Genomic DNA, 15,697 nt, shown 5'->3' with positions numbered 1-15,697 from the left:
ATAGGGGGATATATCCCGTGCAGAAAAGCCTCGGATTTACGCTAATAGAGCTGTTAGTGGTCGTTTTAATTATCGGTATTTTGTCGGCTGTCGCGCTGCCGCAGTATGAAAAAGCGGTAATGAAATCCCGCTTTGCCAATATGCGCCAGCTGGCCGCACAATATAAAACGGCGGAAGAAGCTTATTATATGGCCAACGGCGTGTATACCAATATCACCGCAAACCTGGATTTATCTTTCCCGGGCTGTCGGCTGCTAGCCGATACACTGGTGTGCGACAATTATTTTATCCTGGACCCGCTTCTTTCCAGCTCGGACGGAGCGAATCCCTCAGCCGCCAACTTACAGTTGGCATATTGTCCGGCTTATGCGGGTTCCGCACCCACCTATTCGGACTGCCACACCCGCGCCGATTTTATCTATACCGTTTGGCTGACGCACTCCGCCAAGCCGGACCAGACCGAATGCCTGGGGAAAACGGAACAGGGCCGGATACTGTGTAAAAGCTTATCCTGACTTGTTGGCCTTTTACGCAAAAAGCCCCGCTGTAAAAGCGGGGCTTTCTATTATAAGCAGGAAGCAAAATCAGATTTCGGGAATTTTCGTGCGCGCCGCCGCAAATAAAATGGCGGCTATCATACTTTGCGCGTCGGCCTGGTACTTGCCGGCGATGTCAAACGCGGTGCCGTGCGTGGGAGAGGTGCGCAGAAATTTCAACCCGGCCGTTATGTGCACAATGGGTTCGCGCGCGGCCAGTTTTAAACCTAAAAGCGCCTGGTCGTGATACATACACAGCAGTCCGTCGTACTTGCCGTGCGCGTGGCTGGCCCACAGGCTGTCCGCCGGGAAAGGGCCCTCGGCCCGGATGTTTTGGCGGCGCAGCGCGCGGACCGCCGGCTCAAGGACGGCGCGTTCCTCCGTGCCGAATTTGCCGTTGTCTCCCGCGTGCGGATTTAGTGCGCACAGCGCGATGCGCGGCTTGGCGATGCCCAGCCGCTTGAGCGCCTGCACGAAGTTCCGCGCGGCGTGCGTTACGCGCGCTTTGGTAAGCAGGCGCGGTAAATCGGCCACGGCGAAATGTTCGGTTACCAGCGCGCAGCGTATCGGGCCGCTGACAAACATCATCAGCCCGTCTTTGCCCGCGCGTTCGCGCAGAAACTCGGTGTGCCCGACATACGGAATGTTGGACAGCGCCCAGCTTTGTTTGGAAATCGGTGCGGTAACCAGCGAACAGCCCGATCCCATAGCCAGCTTGCAGCCGAGTTCCACGGCTTTAAACGACGAAAGACCGCCTGCGGCGGTGGGGCCGTGGGGGGCGTCCTGCAGGCATTCGCAGGAATCCATACCGACCAGCCGCGCGAGGCTGTCGGTAAATCCCGCGCGGATAAGCGAACACGGCTCCCCAATAACAATCGGGGAGCAGGCGTGCTGCACCAAGGGGCTTTTTAAAGCTTTAACGGTTACTTCCGGCCCGATGCCTAACGGGTCTCCGGCAGTTATAAATACAACAGGTTTCATGACTTGTCCAAGTACAATTAAACTCAAAAAGGGAGGCGAGGAACCGGTAACCCTTTATCAACTAATTGAACAAAATTTCCAAGTCGTTCTTATTTGTCGGTTTCAGCGTTTTTTGTTTCGGTTTTGGCTTTAGCGTCTTTGGTCTGCGCCGGAGCGGCCTTGGCGGCGGTTTCTTCCAACAAAGCGTCCGATTCAAATGTTTTGGTAACTTTTACGTCGGCTTTGTTATACAATTCTTCAATATATTCGCCCATAGCCATCTGTACGCGCTGTTGGGCGAGGTATTGGGCCAAGTCTTTGGAGATGTCGTCGTAGGAAATGGATTTTTCAGCCCGTTTTTCTTTGATTTTAATGATGTGGAACCCCACGTCGCTTTTAATCGGGGCGCTTACTTTGCCGACGGCGAGGGTGAAGGCTTTGTCGTCAATGGCTTTGGGGGCCACGCCTTTAATCAAAATCATGTCGCCGCCGCTGGCGAGGGCGTTTTTGTCTTCGGTGTATTTTTTGACCGCGGCGGAAAAGTCCAGCCCGCCGTCAATTTCTTTTTTAATCTGTTTGGCGAGCTCTTCTTTTTTCTTTACGTCTTCGGGTTTCATATCTTTGGTAACGGCTAAATAAATGTGCCCGATGCGCACCTGCTCGGCGGTAAGCTGCTGGAGTTTGGCGGCAATGGCCTGGGCTTCTTTAAGTTTTACCGGGTCTTCTTTTTCCAGGGCTTTGATTTTTTTGGTGTTGTTTTTCATCACCGCTTCCACGTTGGCGTAAAGCGCTTTGGCGTCGGCTTCTTCCACGGGTTTGACGGAGGCCTGCAGCTGCTGTTCCATCAGTTTGCGCACGGCGATGTCTTTTTCCAGTTTTTTCTTATAGGTTTTAAAGCTCATTCCCTGTTTTTTGAGCGCTTCGTTAAAGCGTTTGTCCGCGCCTTTGGGGTCTTGTTTGCCGGTTACTTCATCAATGATAAAGCGCGTTTTGATTTCGTTCACGCCCGCATCCAGTTCCGAATCTTTCACCTGGATTTTCTGTTCTTCGGCGGCCTGGTACAAAAGCTCTTTGGAAATAAGTTCTTTTAACACTTCGCGGCCCAGTACGTCTTTGGCGTATGGTTTTTCTAAAAATTGCGGCGCAGCGACCTGGTATTGTTCCACGACGCCTTCCAGATAGGTGTCGTATTCGGAGGCCAGCACCGGCCGTCCGTTGACCGTGGCGACGGAAGATTCCATCACCTTGGCCTGCAGGTTCACCCCGAGGGCCGCCAAGCAGACGGCCAAAAACAGTTTATTCGCTTTTTTCATATATCACAACCTCGTATTTGTTTTTTAAAGATTCCAAAACGTTGTCCAGCTTTTTGTTTTCCAGCACTTCCCGGATGCGCGGCTCGGCTTCTTTGCGCGAGAGCCGTTTTTCATTGGTCTTCATTATTATATGAAATCCCTGCGCGGTTTTGAAAAAACCTTGCACGCTCCCGGCGGGGGAGTTGGCCGCGATGACCTCTATGTCCGTCAGGTATTCGCCCGGCATAAACGAAAGCGTTTTAAGCGTTTCCGGCGCGGAGCTGTATTGGCGTTCCAGCTCTTTCCAGCGCGAGGGCGACGCTTTTAGCGCGCGGAGCACCTGGTCGGCGGTTTGGGCGTTGTCCACGATAATTTGTCGGACCGTCATCTCGTAGGGATACTTTTTGTAATACTCGGCGATTTCTTCGTCCGTTACGGCGGTTACGCCCGTTTCCTGCAGTTTGTCGTACCACATACGTTCCAGCGTCTGTTCGGCGAACTGTTGGTAAATTTCGGCCATTTGGGCGCGTTTGTCGTCCATGAGGGAAAGGTAAATGTCGGACTGGTCCAGCCCTTCTTCTTTGGCGGCCGCGGAAATGAGTTTCTCGCGCGTGATAATCTGCAGCAGGTTCTGCCGCCCGATGGGCGTTTTGGCAAACTCGCGGTCCTCTTTGGACAAGAGGGCCGTGCGGGCGTCAATATCCTGCTGCGTGATGGTTTCGCCTCCTACGCGGGCGGCTGTTCCTTCGGGCAGCGGTGCTTCTTTTTGGCAGCCCCACGCCAGGAGCAGCAGGACGGGTAAAATCAACCGGTTTTTCATATGCATATACTATATCATTTTTGCGGTTTTAAAATTCTTTCAAAAAAAGAAAGCGTTTCGCGCGCAAAGGCGGCGGGGTCTTTGCCCTGCGGCGCGGTCAGGCGCAGGCCGTCCCCGTTTTTGGATTTAACGAATTCCACCCCCTGCGGGCCGAAGCGGTTGAACAGTTCGCCGGGCAGCGTGGGAGGCATTTGAAAATGGCGCGTAAACAGCAGTTCCAGCTGTCCGTCCAGCCAGTCCACGTGGTAGATTTCCAGCCGTCCGGCGCGGGCGGACAGGCGGAACAGCTCCGTCAGATTCAGCACTTCCTGCGGCACGGGGCCGCTTAAATCGGCCAGGCGCGCCAGGACGGTTTGCGCCTTGGCTTCGTCCGCGCTCATCAGTTCTTTGTAATACTTCAGGCGTTCGGCGTCGTCGGGCACATAGTCGGGCGGAATATACGCGGGCACCGGCAGGCTGACTTTGGCGCGCAGATTGCGTTCCGGGCGTTCGCCTTTTAACTTTTTAACTTCGGCGGCCACCAAATCGCAGTACAGGCTCAGCCCCACTTCGTTGACGTAGCCGTGCTGTTTGACCCCTAATAAATCGCCCGCGCCGCGTATTTCCATATCGCGAAGCGCCAGGCGGAACCCGCTGCCCAGCTCGCCGAATTCCATCAGTGCGGCCAGCCGCTGGCGGGCCTCTTCGGTGGGGTCTTTTTCCTCTTTGGGCTTCCAGTAGACGGCGGCCAGGTCGGCAAAGTTGTTGTCTTCGGGCTCGGATTTTTTAAACAGCCAGTCCGGGTGGAACAAATAGCAGTAGGCTTTGGTGCTGCCGCGGCCGATGCGCCCGCGCAGCTGGTAGAGCTGGGCGAGACCGAAATTGTGCGCGTTTTCAATAATCAGGGTGTTGGCGTTGGTGATGTCAATGCCGGACTCTATGATGGTGGAGGCCAGCAGAATATCATATTTGCCGTTGTTAAAATCCCACAGCGTTTGCTCCAGTTCTTTTTCATCCATCTGGCCGTGCGCCATGCAAATGCGCGCCTGAGGCACGAGCTGTTTTAGAAATAAATAGCGCGATTCCATACTCTGCACGCTGTTGTAGACGTAGTAAATCTGCCCGCCGCGCGCGAGTTCCTGCGTAATGGCCGCCGCCGCGAGTTCGTTATTCCACGCGGTAACGACGGTTTTAATGGGCGTGCGTCCGCGGGGGGGCGTGTCAATCAGCGAAATGTCTCGCAGGGAGGAAAGCGATTGGTTTAACGTGCGCGGGATAGGCGTGGCGCTTAACATTAAAGAGTGTACGCCGGCGCTTTTGGCGCGGATTTTTTCTTTCTGTTTCACGCCGAAGCGGTGTTCTTCGTCAATAATCACGAGGCCCAGGTCTTTAAACGCAATGTCTTTACTCATCAGCCGGTGGGTGCCGATGATAATGTCGCACACGCCGGTTTTCAGTTCTTCCACTACGGCTTTTTGTTCTTTGGCGGTTTGGAAGCGGCACAGCATACGCACGTTGACCGGGAACCCCGCAAGGCGTTTGGAAAACGTTTTATAATGCTGGGCGGCCAAAATGGTGGTGGGCACCAGCAGCATCACCTGCTTACCCGACAGCGCCACTTTCAGCGCCGCGCGCATAGCCACTTCGGTCTTGCCGAAGCCCACATCTCCCACCAGAACGCGGTCCATAGGTTTGGGCAGGTCCAGGTCGTGCAGGGTGGCCTCAATGGCCTGTTCCTGGCCGGGCGTGAGTATGTAAGGGAAGGAATCCGCAAATTCCTGTTCAATGCGCGGGTCCCCCGGTACTTCGGGCGCGGGGGTGGCCTGGCGCAGGGCTTCCAGCTTTAAAATTTCTTTGGCGGCTTTTTGGGCTTCTTCTTTGACGCGTTTTTTGACGTCTTTCCACGCCGCTCCGCCCAGGGCGGACAGCGCCGGCCGCTTTCCGCCCGCGCCGATGTACTTTTGCACTTTTTTAAAGTCGTACATCGGGACGTACAGCCGGCTGCCCCGGCGGTATTCAATAATCAGGCAGTCGGTGGGGTTTTCGTCTTTGTCCATTACTTCCAGGCCGAGGTAGCGGCCCACGCCGTGCTCCTGATGGACGACGTAATCCCCGGCTTCCAACTCTTTAAAGCGCACGCGTTTGGCGCCTTCCACGTCAAAGCGTTTAATCACGTTGGCCGCGGAAAAACGGCGGCTTAAAATTTCGTTGGTGGTAATCAGGGCAAAGCGGTCCTCGGGGCTGGCAAATCCCTGCGTTAAGGAGGATATTTTAAACGCGGTTTTTTGCAGGTGCGGATAATCGGCCGCCAGTTCGGTCATGCGGTCCAGCTCGCCGCGGTTTAAACAGCAGACGGTAACGGTCATTCCCCGCTCGGAAAGCGAGGCGACTTCCCGGTCCAGCAGGTCCATATTGGCGTTGAAAGCGATGTTGGCTTTTAAATTGCAGTTTACGCCGTCCGCCGCCGGGAGCAGCGTGGTTACCGCGCAGCCGGGGTAATCCGCCGGGTTAAACTCTTTGTCCGGCTCGTCAAATATAAAAGAATAGTTTTGGACGTAGTCCGCAAGCGAGGCCGGGGTGCTTTCAAATACCAGCGGGATGATGACGGCTTCGTCCGCGTGTTCTTTGGTGTTTTGGGTGTCCAGGTCAAACGCGCTGATAACGTCTATGCGGTTGCCCGCAAAATAGAGGCGCAGGGGTTCGGGGCGGTTGAGGCAAAAAATGTCCACCACGCTCCCGCGCGCGGCGTATTGGCCGGGCACTTCGGCGTAGTCGTCGCGGGTGTAGCCGGCGGCTTCCAGGCGGTCTAACAGTTCCTGGCGGCGCAGGGTGTCTCCCCGGTGTACGGTAAACAGCCGCTTTTTGAATTCTTCCGGGTCCGGCAGGGGCAGCGAAAGCGCTTCGTAATGCGCGCTCAGGAGCCGGGGGCCGGACGCGGGGGACAGTAAATCGTACAGCGCGTTCATGCGCCCGGTGTCGGTGTCCGGCAGGGTAAAGGCTTGAGCGCCGCGCGGCGCAAATTCGCGGGCGGCGTTGTCAAAATCGTCGGTTTCGCGGGAGGTGACAAACAGGGCGTTCTGCCCGTTGTTGAGGTATTTTTGGCAAACAAAGTACGCCTTCGCGGCGCCGTTGGGCAGCCCGTAGTAGCGGGTGGGGTGCGTCTGTATTTTGTCTGTCATGAGCCGCTTGCGTTCCGTGAACGCGGCGGGGCGGAACCGTTAAAAGCTTTGTGGTTCAGTCCCGGTGATGAAAGCTTCCAAAAATTTGTTGCGCTCGGTTGGCATGGCCAGTTTGCCCGTCAGCGGGTTGACGTAGGCGAACGAAATGCCTTCCGGTACGGCAAAATCTTCGTTAGGTTCGTCTTTAAGCACTTCCTGCATAATGGCCGTCCACCAGCGGGCGGTGGTGCTGCCGGTAAAGCGGGCGCCCTTTTCGTGGGAAGTGTCGTCGTCATAACCCATCCAGGCGGCCGCTGCGGTGCGCGGGGTCATCCCCACGAACCACATGTCGCGGTGGCTTTGGGTGGTGCCTGTTTTGCCCGCAATGTTGCGGCCCAGGCGCGATACATACGCGCCGCTTCCGCGCTGGACGACGCCTTTCATCATATTGACTAACAGATACGAATCCTGCGGCGAGAAGGCGGCCTCTTCAATCGGCACGTGCTGTTCCAAAATTCGTCCGTTGGCGTCTTCCACGCGCTCAATATAATAATTATCCGTATGAATGCCGCCGTTGGCAAAGGTGGACAGGGCGGCTAAATGCTCATCCATTGCCAGTACGCTTACGCCCAGCGCCAGCGCGGGAACGCGCGGCAGATTGGCGGTGATGCCCGCTTTGCGCGCCACGCGCACCACGGCGGGTACGCCCACGGCGTCAATTAAGTTCACGGCCACGAGGTTTTTGGATTTTTCAAGCGCTTTTCTAAGTGTAATCCACCCTTCGTTGCGGCCGCCGTAGTTTTGCGGCACCCAAACGTTAAAATCTTTGCTGGCGATGAAGGATTGTTTGGCCAGGTCCAGCGAGTATAAATCGGCGTTTTCGTCAAACGTGCGCCAGTTGCGCCCGTCGTAATAGAACATGGTGGGCAAGTCTTTAACCAAGGTGGCGGGGGTGTAGCCTTTTTGCAAAGCGGCCATCCATACATACGGTTTAAACGACGATCCCGGCTGGCGTTTGGCCTGCGTGGCGCGGTTGAATTTGCTTTCGTCAAAGCCGCGTCCGCCCACCAGCACGCGCACCGCCCCGGTTTTAACGTCGCGCACCATAAACGCGCCCTGCAGGCGGGGATATTCGGCCTGCGGGTCTTTGGGTTCGGTTTCTTCTTGGTTGGGGTCTTCCGCTTCGGCTTCGGTGTCGTGCGGGTCTATTTCAATGCCCAGGCCTTTGGCCACCTGTTCGTCAAACTGCTGGAGCCACTGGTTCATAATTTTTTCGGCGGCGGCCTGCTGTTCAATGTCTACGGTGGTGTAAATGTTCAGCCCCGCTTTCCACAACACGTCCATCCCGTATTTGGGTTCCAGCATACGGCGGATGTGTTCAATAAAGTATTGCCCCGGCGCGGCTTCGGCCACGGGCGGTTTTTCGGGCAGGGGCTCCTGTTTGGCTTTTTCCAGCTCTTCTTTGGAAATGTAATTCTGCTGGTGCATAACGTCCAGCACCAGATTGCGCCGCTGGCGGGAAAGCGTCGGATTGGCGAACGGGTTATAGCGGCCCGGCGCGGGAATCAGCCCCACGATAAGGGCGGCCTCGCCGGTGGTCAGTTCGGAAAGTTCTTTGTCAAAATACTTTTTGGCGGCGGCTTTTACGCCGTATGCGCCGCTGCCCAAGTAAATTTCATTCAGGTAGAGCTGCAAGATTTCGCGCTTGCTGAACTGGTGTTCTATCTGGATGGCTAAAATGATTTCGCGGATTTTGCGGATGATTTTCTTTTCCTGCGTTAAAAACACGCCGCGCGAAAGCTGCTGGGTAAGCGTGGAGGCGCCCTGTTTGGCGCGGCCGGTCAGCACGTCGTGCAGAATGGCGCGGATAATGCCTTTGACGGAAAAACCGGGGTGGGTGAAAAAATCGCGGTCTTCCATCGCCACTACGGCGTTTTGCAGGTCTACGGGAATGTCTTCCAGCGGCACCATGCTGCGCTTTTCAATGGAAAATTCGTGTATCAGGTTGTTGTTGCGGTCAAACACTTTGGTGGTGAGGGAAGGGGTATACTCTTCCATCTCGTACACCGGGGGCAGCCCGGAGAAAATGTAGCGCATAAACACCGCGCACAAAATGATGAAAACAAACAGCCCCGCCAGGGCGGAGAAAATAAACGGTTTGGAAGTGATAATTTTTTTAAAGCGTTTGCGCATACACTAAATTATATCAAAAATCCCCGTCCGCCACCGCTTATGCGCGGGAGCGGGTTTTGGGTAGTAAAAAGCGGTGAAACATAGTAAAATAACAATATGGTGTATTAGAGGCTGCTTATGATTAAAAAACGAATTTCCAAGAAAAAGGAAGAGAGTTGCTGCGTTTTCTCCTGTCCTCAATGCAAAAAAAAGCCGGGCGCATCGTGCCCGGAGGGTGCCGTTCCTTTTTTATTGCAGACCAACGATTTGGAGTCTATTAAAAAAAACGGCGTGGACGGCTATGACGTGGTGGCGCTGGTGGACGCGAAAACGCGCCAGGTGGCCATTTTCAGCAATGTGTCCGGCCGGGTGTCTTTGCAGGATTTAAAAGAAGGCCGCCCGCTGCACCGCCAGGCGTTTGAACACGCTTTAAAAGGGCGCATACACCACTATGAATGGGGCCTTGAAAAAGCCGATAAACATTACTTTTACCAAAGTACGCTTATTCCCCTGCGTAATGCGCAGGGCGAGGTGGGCAACGTCCTTTCGCTCACGCGCGACATTACCAACTGGGGCGGCGGCTACCGCGCCGGGGATATGCTGCGCGAAGGCGCCTCCCCCCGGACGTTCTCGCAGATTTTGTTGGCCGCCCGCGAGGCGGAGAAAAAAGAGATTTCCAAAGCGCTTCACGATGAAATCGGTTCCGCGGCGGTTATTCTGACGGCTCTTTTAAGCCTGGTGAAAGCCAGCGTAAAAGAAGGGGACCGCAAACAGGCGCTGGCGGATATCGCCAAGCTGGACGCCCAGATTAAAGGCAGTATTGAGCGCGTGAAGAGCATTGTTGTGTCGCTTCGGCTGCCGAGCCTGGAAAATGACGGCGCTTTAGGCGGCTCCATCCGCGAGCTTTTGGAAAATATCAGCGGTTACGTGCATATTCCGCATACGTTTGAGTATGAACCGGTCAGCGGCGAAAACGGCGTTTCCGACAGCGTCAAAATTCTTCTTTACCGTATTGTACAGGAAGCGCTGAACAACATCGTCAAACATTCGCGCGCCAAGCATATATATGTGCTGTTAAAGCGCAAGAATGACGCCATCCGGCTGGTAGTGGAGGATGACGGAATCGGGTTTAAACCGCTCAAGCAGGGGTCCATCCGCAAGGTCGGACTGCTTGCCATGAAAGACAGCGTCAGGCTTCTGGGCGGCACCATATCCATAAAAAGCGCGCCGGGCAAAGGCACCCGTATTGAAGTCGTTTGCCCGTGCGTTGTATACGGGGGAAAAGAATGAAAAGAAAAATCGTATTGGCGGACGACCACGCCATCGTGCGTAACGGCGTAAAGGCCGTGCTGGAAAAGCTGGGCAAAAATATGGAAATCGTAGCCGAAATTTCCAACGGAAAAGATTTGGTGGACTATGCGCAGAAACACGGCGCCGACGTGTACGTGGTGGATATTTCCATGCCGGTGCTTAACGGGATTGAAGCCGTGGAGCGCATCGTCCGGCGCAACCCCGACGCCAAAGTGGTAATGCTCAGTATGTACGATGACCGCGTGTCGGTGGAGAAGTCTCTTAAAGCCGGCGCGAAAGGGTTTATTGTAAAAGTTTCCACCGCCGACGAAATCGTGGACGCGATTGAAGAAGTGGCGGCCGGACGGTTTTATTTGTGCAGTAAGGTTTCCAAATACATCGTGCAGGGGTTTCTGGGCAAGTCTTCTTCCAGAAAGCGCGACGTAACCGGCCTTACTCCCAAAGAAAAAGAAGTGCTGCAGTTAATTGCCGAAGGCTACAGCAGCAAACAAATTGCCAAATCGTTCAATCTTTCCTTGAATACGATTCACGTGCACCGCAACAACATTATGAAGAAGCTCGGCATTCACAAACAGGCTGAACTGGTGCGTTACGCCATCAAGGAAGGCATTGCACAGCTATAAAGGATTATTATGCGTATTATTGCAGGAACCGCCCGCGGGCGGAAGATATTTTCCGTGTCCAAAAATTTGCCCGTAAAGCCGATTTCGGACCGTATTAAACAGTCTCTTTTTGACATTCTGCGCCCGCGCATCACCGCGGCCATTATGCTGGACTTGTTCGCCGGGACGGGGAATGTGTCGCTGGAGGCGTTGTCCCGCGGCGCGCTTAAAACCGTGATGGTGGACAAAGAGCCCGCGTGTATTAAAAACATTCACAGAAACCTGGAACACCTGGGCTTTGCGGACCGCGCCAAAGTGCTGCGCGGGGACGTGTTAAAACCGCTGGACTGGCTGATGCCTTACAGCGACAACGAAGGCTACGATATTATTTTTATGGGCCCGCCCTACCGCGACATTAACAACAAAATGCTTTCGCTCTCGCAGCCCGCTTTGCAGAACGTGGCCGACTCGCGCCTGTTGGCGCCCGACGGCATTATCGTATTGCAAAACCACAAAACCGAAGAATTTGCCGTACCGCAGGGCCTGGAAATTTACCGCGTGGAAAAATACGGAGACACCTTGGTGCATTTCCTGCGCGCCGCCGCGCCCAAGAAAGAAAAAGAGGCCGCGCATGTATAGCGACGTATACGAATTAAATTACTCCAAAATCAAAACCTATCAGGAGTGCCCGGTTTTGTATAAGTATAAGTATATGGAAGGCCGGCGCGAGGGGCTGGTGCCCGCTTCGTCTTTGGGGGTGTCCATTCACCGCGCGCTGGAAGAATACCATAAACACTGCAACGACCCGGCGGAACTGCTCGCTTATTACGACGACTGCTGGCTCGGCGCCGGCTACTCCAGCGCGGGCGAACAGATGGAGTGGTATTTAAAAGGCAAAAAAATGCTGGAAACGTACGCGCAGGCCGAGTACGAACGCAAAACCACCGTGGACAGCGCCGAACGCGAATTTATTTTTCAGGAAGGCCAGTGGACGCTGCGCGGCAAAATTGACCGCATTGACAAACACCCGGACGGCTCGTGGGAAGTGATTGATTATAAAACGGGTACGGATGTGGATTTGTCTTTGCCGGTAACGGAATCCCTGCAGATGGGCATTTATGCCGTGGGCGCGCGCCGCGCGTGGAATATGCAAAAAGGCAAAGCCACGTTTTATTTTGTGGCGTTTAACCAAAAAGTCAGCGCGCCGTTTGACGCGTTTGACGAAAAGAAAATTCTGGATACGTTCATCAGCATCGGCAAAAAAATAGAAACGGGCGATTTTGAACCGAATTTGGAGCATTGCGCCGTATGCCCGTTCAATACGCGGTGCGAACATTCGGCTTTAGCCAAACAAGCGCAGTAACCCGCGCGGAATTTACTAAAGCCTGCCTTATCCGGCGGGCTTTTGGTTTTTGGGGAGTATATGAAAGACTTGATTAAAAAAGCAAAACGCATTGTATTTAAATTCGGCACCAACGCTTTAAGCACCGAAAGCGGAGACCTCGCGCTCTCGCGCCTGTATTCGTTTATGGAGGATATCGCCGCCCTGCGCGCGCAGGGAAAAGAAGTGATGGTTGTTACTTCCGGCGCGGTGGGGATGGGCAAAAGACGCCTGGGCCTCACCAGCGCGCCCGACGTGGTTTCTTTAAAACAGGCCTGTGCGGCGGTGGGGCAGATCAGCCTGATGAAATTTTACGAAGACGGTTTTAAACAGCTGGGCGCGGTGGCGGCGCAGGTACTGCTGACGGAAGACGATTTTGCGCACCGTAGCCGCTATTTAAGCCTGCGCGATACGCTAAACCGCCTGCTGGAGCTGGGGTGTATTCCCGTCATCAACCAGAACGACACCGTTTCCACCAACGAGCTGCGCGGCTATAAAGAAAAAGGCGTAAAAGTCTGCTTTGGCGACAACGACAAACTTTCCGCCCTCGTGGCAGCCGGTATGGACGCGGACCTGCTTTGCATTATGAGCGACGTGGAAGGCTTGTTTAACGGAGACCCGCGCAAAGACAAAAACGCCAAACTGATTGAAACCGTCCAGGGCGTTACGCCGGAAATTGAAGCCCTGGGCTTCTGCGCGTCCGCGCGCGGACGCGGCGGGATGAAAACAAAGCTGGAAGCCGCCAAAGTGGTTACGCGCTCCGGCGCGGCGATGGTGATTGCGTACGGCAAGCGCCCGGGTGCGGTTTCGGCGGTGTTCGGCCCCGATTTTAAAGGCACGCTGTTCCTGCCGGTGGAAGATCTGCCCGGCAAAAAACTCTGGCTTGCTTACGCCACCAATGTGGCGGGGGGCGTAACGCTCAACGCCGGGGCGAAAAAAGCCGTGTGCGAAAAAGGCTCTTCTCTTCTGCCCGCCGGCATTACCGCCGTGGGGGGAGAGTTTGAGGCGGGGGACGCCGTGTCCATCCTGGACGAATCCGGCGCGGAGCTTGCGCGCGGGCTGGCCAATTATTCGGCCAAGGAACTGCGCAAAATCGCGGGGTGCCGCTCGGAAGAGATAGCGAAAAAAATCGGCTATAAAAATTACGACGAAGCCGTCCACCGCGATAATATTGTTTTACTGTGAGGTTTTCTGTTTATGAACGTATCTGAAATTGCCGCCCGCGCCAAACAAGCTTCCTATATCTTGGGCGCGCTGCCGCCCGAAACCAAGGACCGCGCGTTAAACGCCATGGCCTGCGCCCTGCGCGTGCACGCCGATGAGATTTTGGCCGCCAACCAACTGGATTTGCAGGAAGCCAAACGCGCCGTGGAAGCGGGCGAAATGAAACCCGCGCTGTACGAACGCCTGAAACTGACGCGCGAAAAGCTGGAAGTCGTCATCCGGGGCGTGGAAGAGCTGGTGGAACTGCCGGATCCGGTGGGGAATGTGCTGGCGGCTACGGAGCTGGACGAAGGGCTGAACCTGTACAAGGTTTCGTGCCCGATAGGGCTTATCGGCGTGATTTTTGAAGCGCGGCCCGACGTGGTGCCGCAAATCGCCGCGCTGGCCGCCAAGTCCGGCAACGCCGTGGTGTTAAAGGGCGGCCGCGAGGCCCTGCATACCAACGACGCGCTCGCCAAAGTGCTGCAAAACGCCCTGGCCTCCGTGCCCGGTTATCCGCCGGAAGCGTTAAACTTAATCCATACGCGCGAAGAGTCCGCGCAGATGCTGGCGCTGGACCGGTTTTTTGATTTAATTATTCCGCGCGGCGGCAATTCGCTGATTGCGTACGTCAAAGCCAATACCAAAATCCCCGTGCTGGGGCATGCGGACGGCGTATGCCATATTTTTGTCGCGCGCTCGGCGGAGGTGGAAATGGCCAAGAAAATCTGCGTAGACGCCAAAAACCAATATCCTTCCGCCTGCAACGCGCTGGAAACTTTGCTGATTGACGAAAACTGGCCGGACAATTATAAAAAAGAGCTGTTGGGCGCGTTTGTTAAAAGCGGGGTGGAACTTTTCGGCGGGGCGGACGTCGCCGCGCTGGCGCCCGTGCGCGGCCCGGTAACGGACTGGCATACCGAATACGGCGAGAAAAAGCTTTCCGTCAAACAGGTTAAAAACGTGCTGGACGCCGTGGAACATATTAACCGTTACGGCTCGCACCATACGGACGGCATCCTCTCGGCCGACCACGACGAAGTGCAAATTTTTATGGATTTGACGGATTCCGCAGGCGTGTATCACAACGCTTCCACGCGCTTTGCCGACGGCTACCGCTACGGCTTCGGCGCGGAAGTGGGTATCAGCACCGGCAAAACACATGCGCGCGGGCCGGTGGGCCTGGAAGGACTGACGATTTATAAATATAAATTGTACGGAAACGGGCAGATTGTGGCCGACTATACCGGCGCGCAAGCCAAACCGTTTACGCATAAAAAGATAGGGGGGAATGTATGAAACTGGGGTTTATCGGCGCCGGCGAAATGGGCGGCGCCATTATTAGAGGTCTTTTAAAAAGCGGCTGGCCGAAAGAGGAAATCCTCGCTTCCGTGCATTCGGCGGATTCGGCGCGGAAGCTGGCGTCGGAGCTGGATATTGACGCGACGACGGACAACCGCCGCGCGGCCGAACACGCGGACGTAATTTTTTTAGCCGTAAAACCCGGCGTGGTGCCGCAGGTGCTGGAAGAAATCAAAGGCGCGCAGCTTTCCGCCAAGCCGGTGGTGTGTATGGCCCTGGGCTGGACGCTGGAAAAATTGCAGACCGCACTGCCCAACTGGCCCGTCATCCGCATTATGCCCAATACGCCGGTGGCCCTGCAGGCGGGCGTTACGCTTTTTGCGTTCGGCCGGGAAACATCCGCCGAAACGCGCCGCGCCGTAACGGCGTTGTTTGAACGGCTCGGCAAAACCGAGGAAGTGCCCGAAGAACTTTTTGACGCGGCGACGGCGGTGTCCGGCTCCGGCCCGGCGTTTGTGTATTATTTTATTGATGCGCTGACCAAAGCCGGTATGGCGCACGGCCTGACGGAAGAACAGGCGGCGCCGCTGGCGCTTCAGACGGTAACAGGTGCGGCCAAAATGGTGGAAGACACCGGCCTTTCGCCCGCACAGCTGGCGCAGAAAGTGGCTACCCCCGGCGGCTGTACGGCGGCGGGGCTGGACGTGCTGATGGCTTCGGAACTGGGCGCGGTGCTGGAAAAAACAGTAGGCGCGACGGTAGCCAAAGCCAAGGAATTTGCCAGGTAAAACAGGCGGCTGTTGTTTTTGGGCGGATAAGACTAACTCTTATCCGCCCTTTTTATGGCGTTTGTTTCGGAAGATGTGTCCGTTCTGCCGTTGTATGCAGGTCTTAGCCGTGTTGTTGCCGTTATGGTTCCGGCCTTTAGCCCGTCTATAAAATCCGTTTTACGCGGGAGAAGCGTTTTATTTGTCTGAGCGA

Annotated in this window: 13 protein-coding genes; 8 read left to right on the top strand and 5 right to left on the bottom strand. The window is 55.4% G+C overall.

What is annotated here, in order from left to right:
- Positions 1-8: 8 nt before the first annotated feature.
- On the top strand, positions 9-515 hold the full coding sequence (locus tag ACQY36_RS06570; RefSeq protein ID WP_428078445.1) for a type IV pilin protein: 507 nt from the start codon (positions 9-11) through the stop codon (positions 513-515).
- Between the two features lie 69 nt (positions 516-584).
- Here ACQY36_RS06570 and ACQY36_RS06565 read toward each other — a convergent pair whose 3' ends face one another.
- From ACQY36_RS06565 to ACQY36_RS06545, 5 genes are all read right to left on the bottom strand, one after another.
- Positions 585-1,517 (bottom strand): PdxA family dehydrogenase, encoded by a 933-nt coding sequence (locus ACQY36_RS06565; RefSeq protein ID WP_428078443.1) that lies wholly within the window; start codon positions 1,515-1,517, stop codon positions 585-587.
- Between the two features lie 89 nt (positions 1,518-1,606).
- Entirely contained in the window at positions 1,607-2,809 is a 1,203-nt protein-coding gene (locus ACQY36_RS06560) for a peptidylprolyl isomerase (protein WP_428078441.1), read from the bottom strand.
- Positions 2,793-3,608: a peptidylprolyl isomerase gene (locus ACQY36_RS06555; protein WP_428078439.1), complete on the bottom strand. Its 816-nt coding sequence runs from the start codon at positions 3,606-3,608 to the stop codon at positions 2,793-2,795. The genes ACQY36_RS06560 and ACQY36_RS06555 overlap by 17 nt, the downstream gene beginning before the upstream one ends.
- Positions 3,609-3,622: 14 nt before the next feature.
- Complete coding sequence (locus tag ACQY36_RS06550; protein ID WP_428078437.1) at positions 3,623-6,766, bottom strand: transcription-repair coupling factor; 3,144 nt, start codon at positions 6,764-6,766, stop codon at positions 3,623-3,625.
- A 39-nt stretch (positions 6,767-6,805) separates the two neighbouring features.
- A complete protein-coding gene (locus ACQY36_RS06545) occupies positions 6,806-8,938 on the bottom strand; it encodes a penicillin-binding protein 1A (protein ID WP_428078435.1) in 2,133 nt (710 codons plus the stop codon).
- Positions 8,939-9,055: 117 nt separating this feature from the next.
- Between ACQY36_RS06545 and ACQY36_RS06540 the strand changes: the two genes are divergently transcribed.
- From ACQY36_RS06540 to proC, 7 genes are read left to right on the top strand one after another with little or no spacing between them, the layout of a single operon-like run.
- Positions 9,056-10,207, top strand: coding sequence for an ATP-binding protein (locus tag ACQY36_RS06540; protein ID WP_428078433.1), 1,152 nt, complete (start codon positions 9,056-9,058; stop codon positions 10,205-10,207).
- Complete coding sequence (locus ACQY36_RS06535) at positions 10,204-10,851, top strand: response regulator (protein WP_428055136.1); 648 nt, start codon at positions 10,204-10,206, stop codon at positions 10,849-10,851. Before ACQY36_RS06540 ends, ACQY36_RS06535 begins: the two co-directional genes overlap by 4 nt.
- Positions 10,852-10,860: 9 nt before the next feature.
- Entirely contained in the window at positions 10,861-11,469 is a 609-nt protein-coding gene (gene rsmD, locus ACQY36_RS06530) for a 16S rRNA (guanine(966)-N(2))-methyltransferase RsmD (protein ID WP_428055138.1), read from the top strand.
- Positions 11,462-12,193 (top strand): RecB family exonuclease, encoded by a 732-nt coding sequence (locus tag ACQY36_RS06525; RefSeq protein ID WP_428055140.1) that lies wholly within the window; start codon positions 11,462-11,464, stop codon positions 12,191-12,193. Before rsmD ends, ACQY36_RS06525 begins: the two co-directional genes overlap by 8 nt.
- Before the next feature lie 60 nt (positions 12,194-12,253).
- Positions 12,254-13,396, top strand: coding sequence for a glutamate 5-kinase (proB, locus tag ACQY36_RS06520; RefSeq protein WP_428055142.1), 1,143 nt, complete (start codon positions 12,254-12,256; stop codon positions 13,394-13,396).
- Between the two features lie 12 nt (positions 13,397-13,408).
- Positions 13,409-14,713 carry a glutamate-5-semialdehyde dehydrogenase gene (locus ACQY36_RS06515; protein WP_428078431.1) on the top strand — a complete coding sequence of 435 codons (1,305 nt, stop codon included), beginning with the start codon at positions 13,409-13,411 and terminating at the stop codon, positions 14,711-14,713.
- Complete coding sequence (gene proC, locus ACQY36_RS06510; protein WP_428078429.1) at positions 14,710-15,504, top strand: pyrroline-5-carboxylate reductase; 795 nt, start codon at positions 14,710-14,712, stop codon at positions 15,502-15,504. The genes ACQY36_RS06515 and proC overlap by 4 nt, the downstream gene beginning before the upstream one ends.
- Positions 15,505-15,697 lie beyond the last annotated feature (193 nt).

The organism is Candidatus Avelusimicrobium alvi, assembly GCF_958451995.1.
Classification (GTDB): domain Bacteria; phylum Elusimicrobiota; class Elusimicrobia; order Elusimicrobiales; family Elusimicrobiaceae; genus Avelusimicrobium; species Avelusimicrobium alvi.
The sequence above is the reverse complement of the archived record's forward strand: the minus strand, read 5'-3'. Positions and strand labels throughout refer to the sequence as shown.